This is a genomic window from Nonomuraea sp. B10E15 (assembly GCF_039871615.1).
GTDB lineage: Bacteria > Actinomycetota > Actinomycetes > Streptosporangiales > Streptosporangiaceae > Nonomuraea.
This window is the reverse complement of the sequence record NZ_JBDPMB010000024.1, coordinates 35,789-53,785: the sequence shown is the minus strand read 5'-3', so window position 1 is coordinate 53,785 and position 17,997 is coordinate 35,789. Positions and strand designations below refer to the sequence as shown.

Here is a 17,997-nt window from a genome sequence, read left to right as displayed (position 1 = left end):
CGGGCAGCACCAGTCCGAGCTCGTGGCCGCCATGACGGCGGCCACGAGGGAAGTGCGGTGGCTGATCAGGCTGCCGCCGCCGCGTAGATGAGCCGGCCGTCCCGGTGGAAGGGCACCGGCGTGCCGTTCAGCACGACCTCGGCGGCGTCCGGTGCGGCGATCGCGATGGCCCTCGCCGGATCGACGCTCGCCGTCAGTTCGCTGCCGTCGACGCGTACGGTGCCGTCCGCGCCGACCCGCACGGCCAGGTCCTTCACCGGCTCCGGCGACGTGACGAGGCTCTCGCCGTCACGTTCGATCGACGTGCCGTCGACCATCACGATCGACCGGCCCGCGGTGCCGGTGTGGGCGTAGAGCAGCTTCCCGTCGAAGGTGTACGACCCGAACGAGCGCGATGCCGGCGTCGTCCATGACTTGTAGTAGACCGCGTCGCCCCGCTCGCCGAGCCCCAGGCCCAGCGCGGTCGCCTGGTGCGTCGGGGTGGAGCCGACCGGGATGCGCTCCACCGCCACGGAGGGGTCCGCCGCTCCCCGGGACGGCAGCAGGAGGGTGTCGAAGGTCGTCCTGCCCGCGGCCGTCTTGACATAGGACGCGTATCTCGCGTCCTCCACCCGGTACATGGCCGGGGCGTAGGAGCCGTCCCTCAACGAGGCGGAGAGCTTGCCCGGGTCGGCGGGCACGACGCTGATGTTCGCGCCGTCGCCGAAGGCCGTGGCCGCCGCCTTCTGCCCGGACCTGAGCGAGGGGTTCGCCTCCGAGGCGAAGTGCCAGTTCTGCTCGTAGCGGTGCGCCGCGCCGTCCGAGGGCTTCAACCGGTCGGAGACCACCCACAGGCCCGACGGCAGCGACAGGACCGACCGTTCGTGCAGCGCCCCCTCGGAAGCCTCGGTGTGCGCGCCGATCAGGTCGAAGGCAGGGTTGGAGATCCAGTGGGTGATCGCCCCGGCGGCCTTCGAGTCCTGCGCCTGGTCGTCGATCTCGATGGTGTTGTGTGCCTCCGTGCTCTTCCGCAGCCACTGCGCGCGCGGGTCCGAGCTGTAGTTGAACGTCCCCATGTCGGGCAGCAGCGGCCTGCCGTACGCGTAGGCGGTGATCGCCAGCTCGTCAGCATGGCTGTGGTTGCCGCGATCCGCGTTGAGCCGCAGGTAGGAATCCTCGGCCGCCCAGCCGGACCTGGACACCGCCACGCGGGTGTCGGGATACAGCGACGAGGTGTGCGCGGGCTCCCGCCCCGAGGCTCCGGAGGTGCCGACATGGATCAGCTCCTCGTCGCCGAGCAGCTCTCCCAGCCTTCTGAGGGTCGAGCGCTGGTCCCTGGGCTCGCTGTCGCCGTACACAGGGCCGTAGCCGTTCGGGAAGGTCTGGTCCATGAGGAACCGGGCCAGCTTGCGGAGCCTGGCCCTGGTCGTGCTGCTGAACTCCATCCCGTGCTCCCGCATGAACAGGGCGGTGTCCACGTACTGGGAGGCGTAGGCGCGGGCGTAGCCGTCCGTCGCCTCCCAGTAGCCCCCGTCGGGATGGGTGGAGTCGTGGAGCTGTCCCTCCAGAGAGGCGACCGCGTTGGCGCGCCACTTCGGCGCCCTGAAGAACTCCGGGAAGTACACGGCGGTGTGCAGCAGCGCGACCTTCTGGGTCTGCTTCCAGTTGGGGGCGCCCTGCTCGCTCTCCTCGAGGTGCACACCGGATCTGTTCAGTGCCCTGAGGATCTCGGTGTTGGCCTCGGGCGTCAGCGACGGGCTCGTGCGCAGGATCTCGTACGCCGCGATCCAGTTCTGCACGCGGCGCGCCACGGACAGGCTGTTCGGGTACGATCCCGCCCCCTCGTCGGAATCGTAGGCGTCGGCGTCCTTGACGAAGTCGGTCATCAGGCCGATGAGTGCCTTCGCGTGCTTCTCGTCACCGGTCTCCCGGTAGGCCACCGCCAGCGGCCCGGCGAAGAAGAAGCGGGGCAGCTGCACCAGATATTCCTTGTCGGCCCCCGCCGGCTGCTTCCAGTCGAAACCTCCCGGGTCGCCCTGCCAGGAGTAGGTGTACTGCACGGTGTTGGACCAGGTGCGGGAGGCCTCGGTGAAGGTGTCGCCGTTGCCGTAGAGCATGACGTCCTTCTTCGCGTCGGCCGAGCCGGTCAGCGACAGCTCCGCTTTCGTCACCTCGGGCAGGCCGGCGAGGTCGAACTGCAGGTACGCCTTGCGCGTCGCCGCGCTGAACGGGCCCGTGCCCTGGTCGCTGACCTGCATCAGGTACTTGTCGCCGTACGCGGTGTCGGGGTTGCCCGCCCAGATGTAGGTGTCGTGCGACGGGTGGAGGGTCTTCACCGAGCCGTCGGCCAGCGTCAGGCGCAGCGTGGGCTTGCCCGACCCCTTCGACTCGCTGTTGAAGCGCGCGACGACCGCGTCCTTGTACCGGCTCATCAGGAAGAACCCGGTTCTCCCGCCGGTGACGCTGCCCGTCACGTCGGCCGTGACCGTCGTCTCCTCAGGGCCGACCGTCAGCGTCGTGATGTAGGTTTCGCCGGTGTCCAGCGTCCAGATGTGGTCGGGTGTCAACTCCAGGACGCCCGGCCAGGCGGTGTGCGAGAAGCGGCCCGCCGACGCGGCCGGACGCGCGCGGTAGTAGTCGAGCAACCTCCGCTTGGCCAGGGCGTAGTCGCCGGCCTTGACGGCGCTCTGCACGCTCTCGAGGCCCGCGTGGGCGTAGGAGAACCGCGGCCCCACTTCCCAGGCGCCGTCGCTCCACCTGCCGAAGAACTCCACATCCGAAAGGGAGTCCGCGGCGGCCGGCGGACCCAGCACGAGCAGCGGAGCGGCCAGAGCCAACGCGGCTGACGTCCTCGTCCATAATCTGTTGAGAGACACGCCGCCAAAAGTAGGAGCACCCGGTATGGCGCGGGTATGCCGGTGAGCTGAGCTTGGCCCCTTCCTCGTCGCCCGATGAAGGACGGGCGGTGGCTACGCCTTGCGGACGACCCCGCACCACTGGTCGACCTCGACCGGCAGGCTGCCGTCCCACTCCGGCTCGGGACGCCACCGCGAGCAGGAGACCCAGCCCGGCTCCACCATGTCGTAGCCCGAGAAGAACTCGGCGATCCGCTCAGGGGTGCGCAGCTTCAGCTTCGGCTGGGCGTCGATGTTCCACACGCGCACCGCCTCGGCCGTGGTCTCGCCGTTGACCGCCGTGGTGGTGTTGGCCACCGCCACGTAGCTCCCGGACGGCACCGCGGCCATCAGCTCGTCGATGATGCGCTGCAGCTCGTCGTCGTCGTTGATGAAGTGCATGATGCCCAGCAGCATGATCGCCACCGGCTGGGAGAAGTCCAGCGTCTTGGCCGCTTCGCGCAGGATGAAGGACGGGTCACGCGCGTCGGCGTCGATGTAGGAGGTGGCGCCCTCCTCCGAACTGGTCAACAGGGCTCGCGCGTGCACCAGCACCAGCGGATCGTTGTCGACGTACACGACCCGCGTCTCGGGAGCGATCTCCTGCGCGACCTCGTGCGTGTTGTCCTGGGTGGGCAGCCCGGTGCCGATGTCGAGGAACTGCCGGATGCCCGCCTCGGCGGTCAGGAAGCGTACGGCCCGCCCCAGGAACAGCCGGTCGGCCTGCGCGAGCTCGACCACCACCGGGAAGATCTTCTTGACCCGGTCACCGACCTCCCGATCCACGGGGAAATGGTCCTTGCCGCCCAACCAGTAGTTCCAGATCCGTGCCGTGTGGGGCACGTGCGGCTGGAGTTTGTGTTCACTCAGGCTCTCGTCAGCCATGATCAATCCTTCTACAGGCGAGAAATGCCGATGCCCAGTCTAGGCGGATTTCGGATCTTCGCGCGTGTCCGGGAGCGCGCTCAGCAGCGCCCGTGACGCCCAGAGGGCGGCGGCGAGCTGCGCGACGGCACGGACCTGACGGGCGGCACTCCTGGTTGAGCGCCCCGCGCCTCTGCGGACGGTCACCTCGCACGGCCGAGCGGCTGATCGATCTCGTCGCGCGGGAGGCGGGCGAGCGTGACGGCCAGTACGGCGACCCCCATGGGGACGACGCCCGCCACCAGGAAGATCCACTGGTTTCCCCAGGCGGCCGCCGCCGGCCCGGCCAGGGCCATCGACAGGGGAGCCGTGCTGAGCGAGACGAAGAAGTCGAGGCTGGAGACCCGGCCGAGCATGGCGGCCGGCACCCGGCGTTGCAGGAGCGTCCCCCAGATGACCATCGCGCCGGAGGTCAGGGTGCCGTGGACGAAGAGCGCGGCCATCATGATCCACAGCTGGTCGGTCGACCCGAGAGCCAGGAGCGGAAGGCAGCCCGCGGCCCAGGCCAGCAGCATGACCGACAGGTAACGGCGGGGGAGGGGCAGCGCGGACATCGCGAGCGAGCCGACCACCCCGCCGAGACCTCGGAAGGCGAGGGCGAGAGCGAACTCCTGCGGCCCGCCCATTCCCTGGTCGCGGACGACGAACGGCAGCAGGACCTGGACAGGCCCGTTGGTGAGCAGGACGAACGTGACGGCGAACGCGAGCGTCGCGATCAGCCACGGCGTCGAGAGAAGGTAGGCGAACCCGGTGCGGAGGTCGCCCGCCGCCGACCGGACGTGACCACCTGCGCGCGCCAGGCGGGAGGTCTTCCCCGGCCCGGGTCCGGCGGCCGCGCGTGTCTCGGGTTCGGTGGTCGCGCGCGCCTCCGGTCCGCGTCCTGTCGTCGTGCGCGGCTCGAAACGGCGCATGCCGATCGCGCACGCCGCGGCGAGGAGATGCGCGCCGGCGATTCCCGCCATGGCCATGCTCGGTGCGAAGAGGCTGATCAGCGCGCTGGCTGCGGCGGGCCCGGCCACGTGCATCAGCGTCGGCCTCAACATGCTCTCGATCCCGTTGGCCGCGAGCAGATCGTCCTCGGCGACCGCGGCGGGAACGAGCGCCGAGTAGGCGGGATAGAAGAACCCGTCCGCGATCCCGAGGACCGCGGCGACCGCGATGAGCTGCGCCGGGGTGAGCAGGCCCATGAAGCCGGTGACCGTGGCCGAGCCGATGGCCACCGCCTTGGCGATCTGGGTCATCAGGATGATGCGCCGCCGGGACGCTCGGTCGGCGACGACGCCTCCCAGCAGGGCCGTACCGACCAGTCCGATGCCGCTCGCGGCGGCGATCAGGGAGAGCTCGGACGGGCCGGCCCCCAAAGCGATCACCTGCCACGCCACCGTGACCGCCCACATGCCGCTGCCGGCCAGGCTCAGGGCGAGCGACGTCGCGAGGAGCCGGTAGTGACCCGTGCGGAACGGCCGGAGGGGCCGGGGCAGCCGGCCGCGCCGGGGCGCCGGCTCGCTGTCCTCGATGTCCGATGTGCCCTTGGCCATGGGTGCCTCCTTCAGTGCGGAGCGATTCGCTCCGCACTGAACCATAGACGCGGAGCGAATCACTCCGCAAATGGGTAGACTGCCGCCATGACACGTACGCGTTCATGGCGCAGCGAGGAGGTCGCCAGAAACGACCGGGCGCTGCTGAAAGCGGCCCGCGAGGTCCTGGCGGTGGACGGCGCCCACGCGTCGGTGGCGGCGATCGCGGCTCGGGCGGGCGTCGGAGTGGGCTCGCTCTACCGGCGCTACCGTACGAAACGGGAGCTGTTCCAGCGGTTGTGCCTGATCGCCCTGCGGGAATACCTCGACGCGGCGAACGAGGGCCTGGCCATGGGCGACCCGTGGGAGGGCCTGATCCACTACGCGATGGCGTCCATCCGGTCGGGCCCGGGATCGCTGGCGCCGGTCGCCGGCACCTTCGACGTCTCCGACGAGATGGCCGAGCTGGCGGAGCGGGGCGATCGCGCGGTGGCCGAGCTCGTCGAACGCGCGCGCAGGGCCGGGGTGCTCCGCGCCGGGGTGACCGCGGTCGACCTCGAACTGCTCATCGAACAGCTCTCGAAGTCCCCCCTTCAGGAGCAGTTGCAGCGCCAGGGCCGGACGGAGCTGTACGACGCCGCGCTGAACGCGCGCGAGCGCATCGTCGCCATCGCGCTCGACGGCCTGCGGGCCGCACCGGCGGGGCCGCTGACAGGCCAGGCCCCTGGATACGAGCTGTTCACCATGAGATGGGCGCCGCCGGAGGGCGGGCGGCCGGCCACCGAGTGACGGAGCCGGCGCATCGAGCATCGCGTTGTCCAAGGATGCTCGAGGCGCCGGCTCGGTGCGCTGTTCAGCGCGCCGGTTCCTTGAAGCGGTCCGCGTGCTCGGCCACCCACTGGGCGAACGTGCGCGCCGGGCGGCCGAGCACGCGCTCGACGGTGTCGTCGACGGTCGTGGCGACCTCGTCGGGAGCGGCGTACCAGCCGACGACATAGTCGGCGTCCTCGCGGGACACTCCGGTGGCCATCAGCCTCTCGACGGCCTGTTCATGCGTGATCGGGACGAGAACGATGTCGCGGCCGACCGCCCGGGACAACGCCGCGATCCGCTCGCGCATGGTCAGCCTCTCCGGTCCGGTGAGGTTGTAGGCACGTCCCGCGTGTCCGTCGTCGAGCAGCGCGACCGCCGCCACCGCCGCTATGTCCGCCTCGTGGACGAGCGCGCTGGGCGTGTCGTACGGCTCGCGCACGACCCCTTCGGCCCGTACGGACCCGATCCAGTCCAGCGTGTTGGACATGAACTCCTGGGGTTCGAGGCGCGTCCACTCCACACCCGATTCCGCCACGGCCTGCTCGACAGGGCCGACGGCGCCGCCCCAGACCACGGTGATGCGCCGGACGCCGGCGTCGACCGCGCGACGTACCAGCTCGGAGCCGGCGTCGGCGAGGCCCGGGGTCACCGTGATGTGCAGCCGGCTGACGCCGTCGAGGGCGGCGTCCAGCTTCTCCGGCGCCGTGTGCGTGCCCTCCACCAGCTCCGCCTCGGCCGGTAACCTTCCCGCTGCCGCGCCCGGGTCGCGTGTCAGCGCTCGTACGCGCTCTCCCCGGCGGAGCAGTTCCGCCACTACGTGCCGGCCGGTGTTCCCGGTGGCACCCGTCACCAATGTCGTCACGTTGAGCTCCTCTCCTCGTCGAGGATGCTAGAAGCTCAACTAAACTTGAGGTCAAGAGCGTGTGGCGAGGCCGTGCAGGATGTCGACGACCTCCTGGGAGCGCGGCGCGAAGTGCGGGACGTCCACGGTGTGCACGTCGAAGGGGTTGCCGGGGGTGAGCCGGTCCGCCTCGGCGATCCACCGGTCCTGCAGCTCGGGGGGAAGGAACCGGTTCCGGGCGAAGCGGATGAAGGTGCGCGGCACCCGTCCCCACGTGTCCGGGTTCCCGCGCGCGTCGGTGATGACGAAGCTCGCGGGCTCGTCGGGCTGGAGCTGGTTCCGCAGGGCACGGACCTCGGCGTCGGATGAGGTGTGGGCGTTGAGCGCCTTGAAGGCCGCGTGTTGCCGGGGATCGTCGCGGGCCCAGTTGATCCTGATCACGCCGAGCCGCTCGATCAGGACGGCGCACACCACGTGATCAGCGAGATCTCCGGCGCGCTGATCGACATCGGCTACACGATCCCCGGCCAGTCCTGGACCTACTGGCATCTCGGCCCTGGTCCCGGGCCCGACTACATGGACTCCGAGCAGGGCCGCGAGTGGTCGCACAAGACCGCCCGCGCCATGGCGTCCAACCTGTACGCCGTCGCCCAGGCGCTCGCCGCCACGCCGGTGCCGCCCCCGCCGAGCTAGCTGCTGCGAGAACCGGAGGGTCAGGAACGTTCGAGCTCGTGCCGGTAGGCGTCGAGAACGAGGCCGTGGAAGTGGTGAACGGCGTGCTCTGACAACCCGGACTCGCCGGGGTCGTAAACGATCTTCCCTTGGGTGAAGGCCGGGGTGCGCATGCCGCGCTGCACGCTCTCCACCAGGGCGATGTCCTCCACCTGAAGGACCTCGTCGATGTAGCGGATGCTGTCCAGTTCGGCTTCGTCAGGCTCCGCGCTTTCCAGGTAGAAGTCCCAGACCTCGCGGGTCCGGTCCGGACCGTCAGGGATGATCTGCAACACCATGAAGTTTCCCCGGCCGGGATAGCGCAGCAGGCAGGTGTTGGGCCACAACCACCAGACCGCGTGCTCGGTGACCGTCGCGCCCGACACGTCGTAGGCGGAGTTCTCCGATGTGCCGGCCCTCGCCATGTGGCTGGAGTAGATCCCGTGGGTGGTGACCTTGTACGTGCTCATGTCGACCAGGGACACGAAGTCCTTGTGAGCGACGTGGCAGTGGTAGCACTCCAGGAAGTTGTCGACGACGTTCTTCCAGTTGGAGGCGATGTCGTAGGTGAGCCGGCGGGCCAGGGTCAGGCCGGCCACGTCCGGCGCCCTCGCCTCGATCTCCGCATGGAGGCCCGCCGCCCGCTCCAGCAGAGGGGCCGCCTCGGGGTCGAGGTTGACATAGACCATGCCGCCGAACGCGGTGACCTGGATCTGGTCCAGGCGCACCGTGGAGGTGTCGAAGCCCGGCATGCCGCCGGTGTTGCGCGCGCGCCGCAACCGGCCGCTGAGCTCGAAGGTCCAGGCGTGGTAGGGGCACACGATGCTGCGCCGGACTCCGGCGCCGGACAGCAGTTCGTGCGCCCGGTGCTTGCACACGTTGTAGAAGGCCCGCAGCGTGCCGGCCTCGTCCCGGACGGCGACGACGGGCAGGCCGGCCACCGTGCCCGTCACATAGCTGCCGGGCTCCCGGAGCTTCTCGACGTGGCACAACCACTGCCACGTACGAGCGAAGATCGCGCGCTGGTCGACGTCGAACCACTGCGGATCGGTGTAGGCGTCGGCGTGCAACGACATCGACAGCGCGGGGTCGGGGTCGTATCCGGCCGAGATGTGGTCGATCGCGGGGATCTTCACCGTGCCTCCAATGCGTGGAAACCAGCGCTGGGCGCCCCAGACGGCCATCCTGCGAGAGTCGAACCGGCCGGATCGAGGCTAATGATCCTTCCCGTGATGGTTCAAGGGCTCTGAGGGTGAGATCGGGGGGACGGACGCCCGGCCGTGCCGCTGGCCGGCTGGTCAGAGCATTCGTGACCAGGACGCCGGTTGGCCGCGAGGCCGAGGCGATTACTAGGGTGGGTGGGCATGAAGCTGACTGAGCGTTTCGACTGGCAGGGACGGCAGATCGCCTGGGGGCGGGCGGGATCCGGCCCCGACGTGGTGTTCTGTCACGGCACCCCGTTCTCGTCGCGGGTGTGGCGGCCCTTCGCCGAGGCGTTGAGCCGTGACTTCACCGTTCACCTGTGGGACATGCCGGGCTACGGCCGGTCGTCGAAACAAGCCGGGCATGCGGTCGACTTCGGCGTGCAGGCCGAGGCCTTCGCGGCCCTGCTCGGGCACTGGGGCCTCGACCGGCCACACGTGATCGCGCACGACTTCGGCGGAGCCGTCTCGCTCCGGGCCCATCTGCACGGCGGCGTTCCCTACAGTTCGCTCATGCTCGTCGACGTCGTCGCCATCCCGCCCTCCGGTTCGCCGTTCTTCACGTACGTCGGAGAGCACCCCGACCTGCTCGGCCGGCTGCCGGCCTACATCCACGAGGCGATCCTGCGCGCCTACATCCAGGGCGCCAGCCACCGCGGCCTGCGCGACGCCGACCTCGACGAGCTGGTGCAGCCCTGGACGGGGGACGACGGCCAGCCGGCCTTCTACCGGCAGATCGCCGGCTACGACGAACGTTTCCTCGAAGAGAACGAGCGCGAGCTTGGCCGCATCGGCATCCCCGTACGCATCCTGTGGGGCGCCCAGGACACCTGGCTCTCCAGCGACATCGGCCACCGGCTGCAGGCCCTGATCCCCGGCGCCGACCTGGCGCTGATCGACGGCGCCGGCCACCTGATGCAGTACGACGCGCCCGTCCCGCTGATGGACCAGATCCGCACCTGGCTGCCCTCGGGCGCCTGACCGGCCCGGCTGGTGCGGCCCCCTCCGGCCATCCGGCGCTCGTCTCGGTCGGCGGGCTCCACCTCGACGTCATGACCGTGCTCGACGCCGGGTGAACTCAGGTCACGAGCCCCCTGCGGTAGGCGTAGACCACCGCCTGGACGCGGTCGCGCAGGTCGAGCTTGGTGAGGATGCGCGACACGTACGTCTTGACGGTCTCCTGGCTGATCACCAACGACGCGGCGATCTCGCTGTTGGACAGGCCGTCGGCGATGAGGCGCAGGACTTCCAGCTCGCGCGGGGTCAGCGCGGGTTCGTCCGGCGTGCTCTCGGCGGGGCGGATCCGCGCCGCGTACCTGCCGACGAGTTGCCGGGTGACCTCGGGGGCCAGCAGCGCGGCTCCCGAGGCGACGGTGCGGATGCCGTGCAGCAACTGCTGGGGCGGGGCGTCCTTGAGCAGGAACCCGCTGGCCCCGGCGCGCAGCGCCTCGTAGACGTACTCGTCGAGGTTGAACGTCGTCACCACGAGCACCTTGACGGGCTGCGAGACCCCGGCGCCGGCCAGCTGGCGGGTCGCCTCGATGCCGTCGAGCACCGGCATGCGCACGTCCATCACGACGATGTCGGGGTTCACCTGGCGGGTGAGCTCGACCGCGGCGCGGCCGTCCCCGCACTCGCCCACCACCTCGAGGTCGGGCTGCGCGTCGATGATGGTCGAGAACCCGGTGCGGATCAGCGCCTGGTCGTCGCAGACCAGGACCCTGACCGGCGCGGTCACGACGGGCTCCCGGCGGGGACGCGGGCCCGTACGAGGAAGCCGCCGTCGGGGCGCGGGCCCGCGTCGAACTCGCCGCCCAGGGCGTCGACCCGGTCGCGGAGCCCGGCCAGGCCCCGCCCGCTGCCGCCGGGGGAGCGGGTGCGCGATCCGGAACCGTCGGTGCTGATCTCCACGCTGATCTCCTTCTGGGCATGGCGTACGCGCACTTCGGTGCGGCTGCCGTGGGCGTACTTGAGAGCGTTGGTCAGAGCTTCCTGCACGACCCGGTAGGCCACGAACTCGGCGCTGCCCGCCGACTCCGGCGGCGCGCCCTCCTCGTCGAACTCGACCGGCTGCCCGGCCTGGCGGGTCTGCTCGATGAGGCCGTGCAGGTCGCCGGCGGAGGGAGTCCGGCCGTCGGTGTCGTGGTCGGGGTTGAGCAGGTCGAGCAGGTGCCGCAGGTCGGTGATGGCGCGCCGGCCGGTGTCGGTGACGGCGCTCAGGGTCGCGTCGAGGCGTTCGGGTGCGGCGGTCAGGTAGCGTGCGGCCTCGGCCTGGACGACCATCGCCGTCACGTGGTGGGTCACGACGTCGTGCAGCTCGCGGGCGATGCGGGTGCGTTCGGCGGCGCGGGTGGCCGCGGCGACGTGGCGGCGCCGTTCGGCCTCGGCGGCGCGGGCGGAACGCAGCCAGGACCCGATGGCCCAGGCGAGGACCAGCACCACGTAGAGCAGCACGATGTCCGCCAGCGGCTCGCCCGAGCCGAGCTGGTCGAGCGCGACGATGAGCGGCACGAACGCGACGGACAGGAGGATCGCGGTGGCGCGGCGGTGGCGCTCCAGATGGGCGCCCACGCTGACGAGCGCGATCGGCAGGGCGGTGCCCGCCATCGCGTGGACGCCGAGAAGCTGGTCGAGGGAGAAGCCGAGCGACACCAGGACGATGCAGACGCCCGGCCACCGGCGGCGCACGGTGAGCGGGAGGCACTCCAGCGCGACCACCAGGACGGCCAGCGCGTCATAGTCGCGGGTCGGCAGGACGCCGATCTGGGTTCCGTGGCCCTGGAACTCCGGCAGGAGGGAGCCGGCGAACAGCAGCAGCGCCAACGGAAGATCCCGGAGCGTGACGTCGCACCGCCGCCACAGGTCCGCGATCCGCCGGAGATGGATCATCGGGGAAGCCTAGCGCTCGTCTCGACCCTGGCGCTGTGCCGGATCGGGATGGGGCAGCGGTCGCAGGCGGCCACGGGCCGCTTCAACGGTCGCATGGCGACTCCTTCACGAGCGTGCGCGACCGGAACGCCGCGGCTGTGCGCACAACGTTAGAGATCCGGCGCCCTGGAGTCGTCCCCGCCCGGTGGACACTCCCGGGTAGCTCGCACGGGGGACAGGCGTCGCCGCCGCGGGCTTGTCCCCCGTGCGAGCTACCGGCGAATGTCCACCGTACGGGGACGCCTCGGCACCTGCCCGATCCGTAGCGTTACCGACGTAGCCGCGGCGCTCGAAGCCGCTCCCCCTACTCGCTCTCTCCCTGGAGGACGTCATGTTCGGTATCAAGGCATCCGTTGTGGCCGCCCTGTGCACCACCGTGATCGGCGCGGGAGTCGTCACCTGCGGAGGCGCGATGGCGCAGGACTGGGACCCCTTCGCCGCCGTGGAGCGGCAGATCGAGGCCGACCTGGTCTCCGGGACCAAGAAGATCGAGGTCGCCGGCAAGAGGGTGAACGTGTCCTGCTCGGGTGCGGCGGCCGACGGCAGGCCCGTCATCGTGCTGATGCACGGCGGCGGCGACGACCTGACCAAGATGGCCGCGCTGCAGAAGACGCTGAGCGGGAAGAACCGGGTCTGCTCCTACGACCGGCTCGGCGCGGGCGCCAGCGACAAGCCGCAGGGCCCGCAGGACTTCGCGAGCACCGGAAAGATCCTCACCGGCGTGCTCGACCAGGTCGCCGGTGACCGCCCGGTCGTGCTGGCCGGCCACTCGCTCGGCGGGCTCATCGCCGCCCGCTACGCCCCCGGTCACAAGGACCGGGTCAAGGGCCTGGTGCTCATGGACGCCACCCCCTCCACCATGCGCGCCGACATCGCCCGGGTGATCCCCAAGTCGGCCAAGGGCCCGGCGGCCCAGGTGCGCGCCCAGCAACTCGCCATCTTCGCCGGCCAGAACCCCGAGAAGCTCGTCATCGCCGACGGCAAGGTCCGCTCCGCCGGCAAGATCCCGGTCGAGGTGATCAAGCACGGCCGGCCGTACCTCGCGGCCATCCCCACCTACGGCAAGCGCCTGGAGAAGGCGTGGAGCGCCGGCCAGCGCAAGTGGCTCGCGATCTCCAGCAGGAGCAGGCTGAGCACGGCCGCCAAGAGCGGCCACTACATCCACACCGACCAGCCCGGCGCCGCCGTCAAGGCCATCGAGCGCGTCGCCAAGCGCGCCGCATGAGCCCCCAGGGCCGACCGCAGGCCGGCCGTCACCAGTGCGCCTCCCGCGGCTGGCTGCGGTCCTCGGTCGCGACCAGGACGTCGAGCAGCAGCTCCTGCAGCCCGGCCCGGGTCACCGCGTGGGCCGGGTCGTCCCACAGGTTGTCCAGCTCCGCCGGGTCGGCCCCCAGGTCGTACAGCTCGCCGGAGCGGGCCCGGGTCGTGGACGGCGCGCCGTGGTAGACGACGAGCTTCCAGCGGTCGTGCCTGAGCATCGTGGTGAGCACGGGCTCGTCGTACGGGTGGCCGCTGTTGCGGTATTCGCACAGCGCCCAGTCCCTGACCGGCGCGTCCCGCTCGCCGCGGGCCAGCGGCAGGAGGTTGAGCCCCTGCCCGCGGGGGAGCGGCGGCGCGCCCGCGGCCGCGAGGAACGTCGTGGCCAGGTCGATCCACTGGACCAGCTCGGCCCGGCGCGCACCGGCGGGCAACCCGGCCGGCCAGCGCATGACGAGCGGGACCCGGACGGCGCACTCGTACATCATCGGGCCCTTCAACATGAGCTGGTGGTCTCCGAGCATCTCGCCGTGGTCGCTGGTGAAGACGACCAGCGTGTCCTCGGCCAGGCCCTCCTCCTCGAGCGCGGCGAGGATCCTGCCGACCTCGTCGTCGACGAGGCTCACCATCGCGTAATAGCTGACCCTGACGTCGTGCAGCTCGGACTCGGTGTATTCGGTGTAGCCGCGGGCGTGGCCGGCGTAGGAGCGGTGCGAGGCCTCGGTCAGCACGGGCGGCTTGCCGGCCAGCTCGCCGTCACGGGTGACCGGGCCGCGCAGGGTCTTGCCGCGGTAACGGTCGACGTACTCCTGCGGCGCGCCGAACGCGTGGTGCGGGTCGAAGAAGTTGGCCACGAAGAAGAACGGCTTGTCCGCGTCGCGCGAGCGCCGCAGGTAGTCGACGGTCTCGTCGCCGATCCACCGGCTGTAGTGGAACTCCGTCGGGAGCGTGTCGAAGCCGGTCCCTGATCCGGCCCGGGCGGCGGTCTCGTACAGGTCCGGCCGTACGGCCCGCAGCCACCGGTGGTAGGCGTTCTCGGACGATCCGGGATAGGGGTCGTGCGCCCACCGGAACACGCGGAAGCCGTCGTCCAGCCGCGGTTCGAGACGGCCGCCGAAGCACGCGCCGCCGATGTGGAACTTCCCGGCCAGGCCGCAGTCGTAGCCGTGGTCGGCCAGGGCGCGCGAGAACAGGCGCTCGTGCGCGGGCAGCCCGACGCCGTTCGCCCAGGCGCCGTGCGCGTGGACGTACCGGCCCGACATCAGGCTGGCGCGGGACGGGCCGCAGACCGGCGACTGCACGTAGCAGTTGTCGAACAGCACGCCCTGCTCCGCCAGCCGGTCGAGGTTGGGCGTGTCGATCTCGTCGTTGCCGTAGGCGCCCATCGCGTCGAAGCGCTGCTGGTCGGTGCAGATGAGCAGGATGTTCGGTCGGTTCATGGCTCTCATTCGAGGGTGGGCGCGTCAGGACTTCACGGCCCCGGCGATGCCTTCGACGAAGTAACGCTGGAGCGCGAGGAAGACGAGGAGCAGCGGGATCAGCGAGATGGTGCCCGCGGCGGCCAGGCCGGACCAGTCGGTGGAGTTGGTGCCGCGGAAGGCGAGCATGCCCACCGAGAGCGTACGAAGGTCCGGGCGGCTGAAGGTGAACACCAGCGGCAGGAAGAAGTTGTTCCAGGCGGCCAGGAACGTCATGACGCCCACCGTCGCGGTGACCGGCCCGGCGAGCGGCAGCATGACCCGGAAGAACGTCCGCAGGAAGCCGGCGCCGTCCATGATCGCCGCCTCTTCGAGCTCGCGCGGGACGCGGCTGAAATAGCCGGCGTACAGCAGGACGGCGGCGACGTGGCCGGTGCCCGCGAGGGCGAGGACGATGCCGGTGCGGGAGTTCAGCAGCCCCATGAGGTCGCTGAGCTCGACCACCGGGATGATGGTCAGCCCGTGCGGCGCGAACAGGGTCGCGACCAGCACGGCGACGACCGCGCGCCTGCCGATGAAGGTCCTGCGGGCGATGACGTAGCCGGCCAGGGCGCAGCGCAGCACGACCAGCGCGACCGTGCCCAGGGTGATGACCACGCTGTTCACGGTGTAGAGCCCGAAGTCGGCGTCCCGCCAGGCACGTGCGTAGTTCTCGAAGTGGAACGCGTCGGGGATCAGGCCGAGCCCTCCGGAGAAGACGCCCAGCGAGTCCTTCAGGGAGGCGGAGACGATCCAGAGCAGCGGATAGATCCACACCGCGCAGATGACGGCGAGCACGGCCACCTGTGCCCAGATCCCGAGACGGCGGCGGGTGGCCCGGCGGCCACGGGGGGCGCTCACTGGCTGCTCCTGACGCGGTTGGCGTAGCGGATGCCGGCGGCCTGGAGCGCGGCGAAGGCGAGCGTGACGAGCCCGAACAGCACGCCGAGCGCCGCCCCGTAGCCGAGCCGGGGCGTGGAGGTGGCGAAGGCCTGCTGGTAGATGTAGACCTCCGTGGCGAGGGTGGAGAAGAACGGCCCGCCGTTGGTCATCGTCAGCACCAGGTCGAAGATCTGCATGGTCTCGATGGCGGTGAGGAGCAGGATGATGATGAGGAAGGGCCTGAGCAGCGGCAGCGTCACGTGGCGCAGCGCCGCCCAGCTCCCTGCGCCGTCTGTCCTGGCGGCCTCATGGACCGTGGTGGGGATCGTCTGGAGCGCGGCGAGCCAGTAGACGAGCGTGATGCCGAACCACTTCCACATGTGGACGCCCATCACCGTCCACAGGGAGGACGCGGGGTCGCCGAGGAAGTCGACCGGCTGGTCGACGATCCCGAGGTCGAGCAGCAGCTGGTTCACCGGGCCTCCGGCGGGGTCGAAGATGAACCCCATCACGACCCCGATGATCGCCGTGGTCGTCACCGCGGGCACGAACAGGGCCGTCCTGAACAGCTTGGCGAGCGGCAGCCTCGGGTTGTTGAGGACGAGCGCGATCAGCAGGCTCAGTCCCACCCGCAGCGGCACGGTCACCCCGATGATCGTCAGGGTGATGCCGAGCGACTTCCAGAACAGCGGGTCACCGAACGCCTCACGGTAGTTGTCCAGGCCGACGAACGGCCGCTCGGCGCCCAGCCCGTTCCAGTCGAGCATCGAGTAGTACAGGCTGGAGATGATCGGCCAGACCGTGTACGCGCCGAACAACAGCAGGGTGGGCAGCAGGAAGGCGTAGGCCCACCGCTCCGACCAGATCCTGGCGGCGAGCCTCCGGCGGCGGGCCGGGGCCTGTCGTGTCACGCTGCTCATGACGTCCGGTACATCTCAGCCGTGTAGTCCTGGCCCGCCCGCCAGTTCGGGAACTTCCAGTCGTCCAGGCTCACCTTCACGCCCTTCTTGGCGACGGCCCGCGTGGCGCGCTCCCGCTCGGCGGCGAGCTTGCCGGTGTGCTCGCGCAGGGTCTTGCGGATGTCGGTGAGCTCGCCGCTGAGGATGCCCTGGGTGATCTCGCCGAGCGTGGGCCGCGGCTCCTTCATCTCGGTCAGCACCTGCGCGACGGCGGGGTTGCGGACGATGGGGCTGGGCGCGAGCCGTACGGCCTGGCCGAACAGCTCGACCGCCCGCTTGTAGGTGGGGTGCACGTCCGCCGTCGCCACGGCCTCCAGGTCGAGGGGCACCTGGTCCATGTACGTGGCCAGCGCCTTGTAGAACTCGGGGCCGGTGAAGCGCGCGAGCAGTTCGGAGGCCGCCTCCACGTGCTCGGACTGGCTGGACACGAACAGCTGGCCGGGGGCTGGCGCGCCGTAGAGGACCGGCCTGCCGTCCGGCGACGGGACGGGACCGACGCCGACCTTGCCGAGGAACTGCTTGAACTGCCCGTTGACGACGCCGATGTTCCATGACCCGTCGAAGAACATGCCCGCCACCCCGGTGGCCCACCTGGCCCGGGCGGTTCTGGCGTCCAGCGAGGTCGACGCGGGGAACACGACCTTGTCGCGGACCAGGGACAGCAGGAACTCCAGCGTCTGGACGAACGGGTCGCCCGCGTAGGCGTAGTCGCCGGTCCGCGGGTCCACCAGGCCCATCTCGTTCGCCCCCGGGGTCATGGCGAGCGGGGCGCCGGCGGACATCGCCAGCTCGATCACGTGGCTCTGCAGCCGTTCGTGGAACTGCAGGCCCTGGATCCAGCCGTACGCCTGCCCGCCGCCGTCCTTGGTGATCCGCGCGGCGAGGGAGCGGAACTCGTCCCAGGTCGCCGGGCCGTTGTCGGGGTCGCCGCCGGCCTTCTCGACCAGCTCGCGGTTGAACCAGTTGAGCGTGGCGTACTGCCGGGCGGTGAAGAAGGGGAAGGTGTAGAGCTTGCCGTCGAAGACGTGCAGCCCTTCGAGCAGGGTGTCGGCGGGAAGCTTCGCGCGGATCGCCTCCTGTCCCGCCAGCGGTGCGAACCAGCCGCTCGCGACGAGGGACGCCTCGGACGATCCGAGGCCGGCGATCGTGTGCACGTCGGCGATCTGGTCGCTCTTGAACGCCAGTTGCAGCGCCTGGCCCATCTCGTTCGGGTTGTACACCTCGTGCTCCACCCGGACGCCCGGGTTGGCCTTGCCGTACTCGGCGAAGATGCGTTCGTGCAGCGGTTTCAGCGGCTGGAAGTGATCCCACCAGCGCAGCACGCCGCCTCCGGCCGCCGTGGCGGCCTCCTGCTCCGAGCTGCGGGTGCACCCGGCGACGCCGAAGGCGCCCGCGAGAGCGGCACCGGACAGCCCGAGGAATCGCCGACGGCCGAACGTCGTCATGGAGGTCCTCTCCTTCCCGCCGGGACCGATGCGGGAGCGATGAACAAACAGGGCGAGCGCGTTCGCATCGTTAGGCGAACGTTCGCCTATGCTGTGTCACCCCACCTGCCTCCGTCAACCCCCACAACACCAGCCGTCCGGACCTGGCGATGTGGCAGAATGTCGCTGTCCGGCAGTGGTGTCTCGCC

At 70.6% G+C, this 17,997-nt stretch carries 16 protein-coding genes; 4 read left to right on the top strand and 12 right to left on the bottom strand.

The genetic code is table 11. The features are described 5' to 3' along the window. Positions 1–65 precede the first annotated feature (65 nt). The 3 genes from ABGB14_RS41420 to ABGB14_RS41410 form a co-directional block, all read right to left on the bottom strand. The gene (locus tag ABGB14_RS41420) at positions 66–2,855 is read right to left on the bottom strand and encodes a heparinase II/III family protein (RefSeq protein ID WP_347649347.1); all 2,790 of its coding nucleotides are present in this window, start codon (positions 2,853–2,855) and stop codon (positions 66–68) included. Positions 2,856–2,948: 93 nt separating this feature from the next. Continuing rightward, positions 2,949–3,758, bottom strand: coding sequence for an SAM-dependent methyltransferase (locus tag ABGB14_RS41415; RefSeq protein WP_347649346.1), 810 nt, complete (start codon positions 3,756–3,758; stop codon positions 2,949–2,951). Between the two features lie 182 nt (positions 3,759–3,940). After that, a complete protein-coding gene (locus ABGB14_RS41410; RefSeq protein WP_347649345.1) occupies positions 3,941–5,335 on the bottom strand; it encodes an MFS transporter in 1,395 nt (464 codons plus the stop codon). Between the two features lie 87 nt (positions 5,336–5,422). Between ABGB14_RS41410 and ABGB14_RS41405 the strand changes: the two genes are divergently transcribed. After that, positions 5,423–6,103 carry a TetR family transcriptional regulator gene (locus ABGB14_RS41405; protein WP_347649344.1) on the top strand — a complete coding sequence of 227 codons (681 nt, stop codon included), beginning with the start codon at positions 5,423–5,425 and terminating at the stop codon, positions 6,101–6,103. A gap of 64 nt (positions 6,104–6,167) precedes the next feature. Here ABGB14_RS41405 and ABGB14_RS41400 read toward each other — a convergent pair whose 3' ends face one another. After that, entirely contained in the window at positions 6,168–6,989 is an 822-nt protein-coding gene (locus ABGB14_RS41400; protein ID WP_347649343.1) for an NmrA family NAD(P)-binding protein, read from the bottom strand. A 51-nt stretch (positions 6,990–7,040) separates the two neighbouring features. After that, a complete protein-coding gene (locus ABGB14_RS41395) occupies positions 7,041–7,439 on the bottom strand; it encodes a hypothetical protein (protein WP_347649342.1) in 399 nt (132 codons plus the stop codon). A 3-nt stretch (positions 7,440–7,442) separates the two neighbouring features. Between ABGB14_RS41395 and ABGB14_RS41390 the strand changes: the two genes are divergently transcribed. Further along, on the top strand, positions 7,443–7,661 hold the full coding sequence (locus ABGB14_RS41390) for a hypothetical protein (RefSeq protein ID WP_347649341.1): 219 nt from the start codon (positions 7,443–7,445) through the stop codon (positions 7,659–7,661). A gap of 20 nt (positions 7,662–7,681) precedes the next feature. On the opposite strand, the gene ABGB14_RS41385 is transcribed toward ABGB14_RS41390, so the two are convergent. Then, on the bottom strand, positions 7,682–8,815 hold the full coding sequence (locus tag ABGB14_RS41385; protein ID WP_347649340.1) for a ring-hydroxylating oxygenase subunit alpha: 1,134 nt from the start codon (positions 8,813–8,815) through the stop codon (positions 7,682–7,684). Between the two features lie 228 nt (positions 8,816–9,043). On the opposite strand from ABGB14_RS41385, the gene ABGB14_RS41380 reads away from it, so the two are divergent. Further along, positions 9,044–9,862, top strand: coding sequence for an alpha/beta hydrolase (locus tag ABGB14_RS41380; RefSeq protein WP_347649339.1), 819 nt, complete (start codon positions 9,044–9,046; stop codon positions 9,860–9,862). Positions 9,863–9,959: 97 nt separating this feature from the next. Here ABGB14_RS41380 and ABGB14_RS41375 read toward each other — a convergent pair whose 3' ends face one another. Together ABGB14_RS41375 and ABGB14_RS41370 are read right to left on the bottom strand one after the other, a co-directional pair. Further along, positions 9,960–10,619: a response regulator transcription factor gene (locus tag ABGB14_RS41375; RefSeq protein ID WP_347649338.1), complete on the bottom strand. Its 660-nt coding sequence runs from the start codon at positions 10,617–10,619 to the stop codon at positions 9,960–9,962. Continuing rightward, positions 10,616–11,770 carry a histidine kinase gene (locus ABGB14_RS41370; protein ID WP_347649337.1) on the bottom strand — a complete coding sequence of 385 codons (1,155 nt, stop codon included), beginning with the start codon at positions 11,768–11,770 and terminating at the stop codon, positions 10,616–10,618. The genes ABGB14_RS41375 and ABGB14_RS41370 overlap by 4 nt, the downstream gene beginning before the upstream one ends. A 370-nt stretch (positions 11,771–12,140) precedes the next feature. Here ABGB14_RS41370 and ABGB14_RS41365 point away from each other — a divergent pair, with 370 nt between their 5' ends. Beyond that, the gene (locus ABGB14_RS41365) at positions 12,141–13,034 is read left to right on the top strand and encodes an alpha/beta hydrolase (protein WP_347649336.1); all 894 of its coding nucleotides are present in this window, start codon (positions 12,141–12,143) and stop codon (positions 13,032–13,034) included. A gap of 28 nt (positions 13,035–13,062) precedes the next feature. Here ABGB14_RS41365 and ABGB14_RS41360 read toward each other — a convergent pair whose 3' ends face one another. The 4 genes from ABGB14_RS41360 to ABGB14_RS41345 are packed head-to-tail and all read right to left on the bottom strand — an operon-like array spanning position 13,063 to position 17,809. Further along, entirely contained in the window at positions 13,063–14,505 is a 1,443-nt protein-coding gene (locus ABGB14_RS41360; RefSeq protein ID WP_347649335.1) for a sulfatase-like hydrolase/transferase, read from the bottom strand. 24 nt (positions 14,506–14,529) lie between these two features. Further along, the gene (locus ABGB14_RS41355) at positions 14,530–15,384 is read right to left on the bottom strand and encodes a carbohydrate ABC transporter permease (RefSeq protein WP_347649334.1); all 855 of its coding nucleotides are present in this window, start codon (positions 15,382–15,384) and stop codon (positions 14,530–14,532) included. After that, complete coding sequence (locus ABGB14_RS41350) at positions 15,381–16,316, bottom strand: sugar ABC transporter permease (protein ID WP_347649333.1); 936 nt, start codon at positions 16,314–16,316, stop codon at positions 15,381–15,383. The genes ABGB14_RS41355 and ABGB14_RS41350 overlap by 4 nt, the downstream gene beginning before the upstream one ends. A gap of 5 nt (positions 16,317–16,321) precedes the next feature. Beyond that, entirely contained in the window at positions 16,322–17,809 is a 1,488-nt protein-coding gene (locus tag ABGB14_RS41345) for an extracellular solute-binding protein (protein WP_347649332.1), read from the bottom strand. Between the last annotated feature and the right edge of the window lie 188 nt (positions 17,810–17,997).

Excerpts from the sequence above, each read along its gene's own strand:
- ABGB14_RS41415 (WP_347649346.1), bottom strand. The coding sequence starts at position 3,758 with ATGGCTGACGAGAGCCTGAGTGAACACAAACTCCAGCCGCACGTGCCC.
- ABGB14_RS41410 (WP_347649345.1), bottom strand. The coding sequence starts at position 5,335 with ATGGCCAAGGGCACATCGGACATCGAGGACAGCGAGCCGGCGCCCCGG.
- ABGB14_RS41405 (WP_347649344.1), top strand. The coding sequence starts at position 5,423 with ATGACACGTACGCGTTCATGGCGCAGCGAGGAGGTCGCCAGAAACGAC.
- ABGB14_RS41380 (WP_347649339.1), top strand. The coding sequence starts at position 9,044 with ATGAAGCTGACTGAGCGTTTCGACTGGCAGGGACGGCAGATCGCCTGG.
- ABGB14_RS41370 (WP_347649337.1), bottom strand. The coding sequence starts at position 11,770 with ATGATCCATCTCCGGCGGATCGCGGACCTGTGGCGGCGGTGCGACGTC.
- ABGB14_RS41365 (WP_347649336.1), top strand. The coding sequence starts at position 12,141 with ATGTTCGGTATCAAGGCATCCGTTGTGGCCGCCCTGTGCACCACCGTG.
- ABGB14_RS41360 (WP_347649335.1), bottom strand. The coding sequence starts at position 14,505 with ATGAACCGACCGAACATCCTGCTCATCTGCACCGACCAGCAGCGCTTC.
- ABGB14_RS41345 (WP_347649332.1), bottom strand. The coding sequence starts at position 17,809 with ATGACGACGTTCGGCCGTCGGCGATTCCTCGGGCTGTCCGGTGCCGCT.